This is a genomic window from Synechocystis sp. LEGE 06083 (assembly GCF_015207725.1).
Taxonomy (GTDB): Bacteria; Cyanobacteriota; Cyanobacteriia; order Cyanobacteriales; family Microcystaceae; genus Synechocystis; species Synechocystis salina.
In genome coordinates this window covers 1-1,773 of sequence record NZ_JADEWJ010000423.1, presented here as the reverse complement: position 1 = coordinate 1,773, position 1,773 = coordinate 1, and the positions used below count along the sequence as shown (strand labels likewise).

Annotated in this window: 3 protein-coding genes; all 3 read left to right on the top strand. The window is 48.1% G+C overall.

Going from position 1 to position 1,773, the window contains the following annotated elements; translation table 11 throughout:
* On the top strand, positions 1-277 hold a 277-nt coding region (locus IQ219_RS19375; RefSeq protein WP_194073696.1), incomplete at its 5' end, for a type IV secretion system protein.
* A gap of 27 nt (positions 278-304) precedes the next feature.
* A complete protein-coding gene (trbG, locus tag IQ219_RS19370; RefSeq protein ID WP_194073695.1) occupies positions 305-1,519 on the top strand; it encodes a P-type conjugative transfer protein TrbG in 1,215 nt (404 codons plus the stop codon).
* A 12-nt stretch (positions 1,520-1,531) separates the two neighbouring features.
* On the top strand, positions 1,532-1,773 hold a 242-nt coding region (locus IQ219_RS19365; RefSeq protein ID WP_194073694.1), incomplete at its 3' end, for a hypothetical protein.

Here is a 1,773-nt window from a genome sequence, read left to right as displayed (position 1 = left end):
GTATCTGAACGACTATTTCAAGAAATCAGATCCGTTCGAACGTGCAAAAACAACGATGGTGGCTGTTGAAATTCAGTCAGCCTTGCCACTGTCAGGAACAACATGGCAGGTCAATTGGACTGAAACCGCGCGAGGCTTAAATGGCTCAGTTGATGGGCTTACACGCTGGCAAGCAATCATCACCGTTAAAAACTTCACCCCGACAACGCCAAAGCAAATCATCGCCAACCCCACAGGGGTCGTGGTTGATCAGCTTGCTTGGACCCAACAACTGTAATTTTTAAATATTTAAGGAATTACGACAATGAAAAAGACTTTTATTTTTGCAGGCTTGATGGCAGCAGTTTTTTCAATCAATCCAGCCCTTGCGGCCAAATCAAACAGCTTGGCCAACGTTCAGGCAATCGAAGCACTAAGAACGATTGCGCCGGATCGTTTTGATTTCACATACACGGGAGAATTGACCGGAGCATTGCAAAAGCTCAAGGAAATTCAACCCGGCTTGGGCCTTGGAAAATTCCGAGGCCACCCAGTTCCGATTGTCGTTGATGTGACTTTGACGCAAGCCAGTCTTTGGGAAACACTGCAAAAAATTGCAGATCAAGCAGACCCCGTGGCCGATTTGGTGTGGGATGGAAAAACAGTTTCTTTGCAATACAAAAAGCACACGCCAAAGGGGATGGATGCCGTGCGATTGGAGGCAAAAAAATGGCAGCTTGGTGAAAACGCTCAGCCTGTTTTGAGCCCAGAAGGCGTTTTGCTATTCCCGTTTGGCCAAGGCCAGCCTGAAGTCGTGTGTGCTCCCCTTCGTGCTTGCTCGATTCAGCTTCAGCAGGGCGAAGTGATTAACAACGTCATTTTGGGTGACACCGTGCGCTGGATTCCAGCTCCAGCCAAGACCGGCGAAGGTCCAATGGCCACACCACATGTGATCGTAAAGCCAACAGAAAAAGGCTTAACGACAAACCTTTTGGTGACAACAAACCGTCGAACTTATGTGATGACACTTAGGTCGTCAGATACCAATTATTCAAGTGTCGTGGGTTATTACTACCCATATGACATGGTTCAAAACTGGCAGGGCGAAATGGAAATGGCGCAAAGAAAGGCACAGGAAGAGGCCAATCGCAAGGTGGCCGACATGCCCATTTCATCCATTGAACAGCTCAATCTAGATGGTTACGAGCTCAAAGGCAATAACCGCTTGGCATGGTATCCAACGCGCGTTTTTGATGATGGCACCCATGTGTGGATTCAAACGCCTCCCAGCATGCGGTCAAGTGAAGCCCCCGCGCTGGTGGTGTTGGACAAAGAGGGCAATTCGGAATTGGTCAATTACCGCGTGAAAACAGCCCAACAAGGTGGAAATGAAGTCACTTACTACATTGTGGACAAGCTCTTCGAGCGGGCCGGCTTGATTTTGGGTGTGGACGATGAACAAGAAAAAGTTGAAATCGTAAAAAAAAACACACGGGATCAACGCAGTCATTTCAACAGTCACTTCAACAACTACAACTAAAAGGTAATCGCCATGGCCCAAGAAATTGACCCATCCATTTTGAGCGATGAAAGCCCATCGGGTTTGAATCCAAACAATGCCGTAAACGGAGGTTTGAACCTTCGTGGAACCCCCAGCGGTATTAAAAAAATGAACAAAAAAGGAATGATTATTGCCGGTGCCGTTTTAGGATGCGCGGCCATTGTTGCGGTGACCACCTTTGGTGGTGGAGCAAATGCGGTGAAAGATTCGGCCACGGATGCAGTCGCCAACCA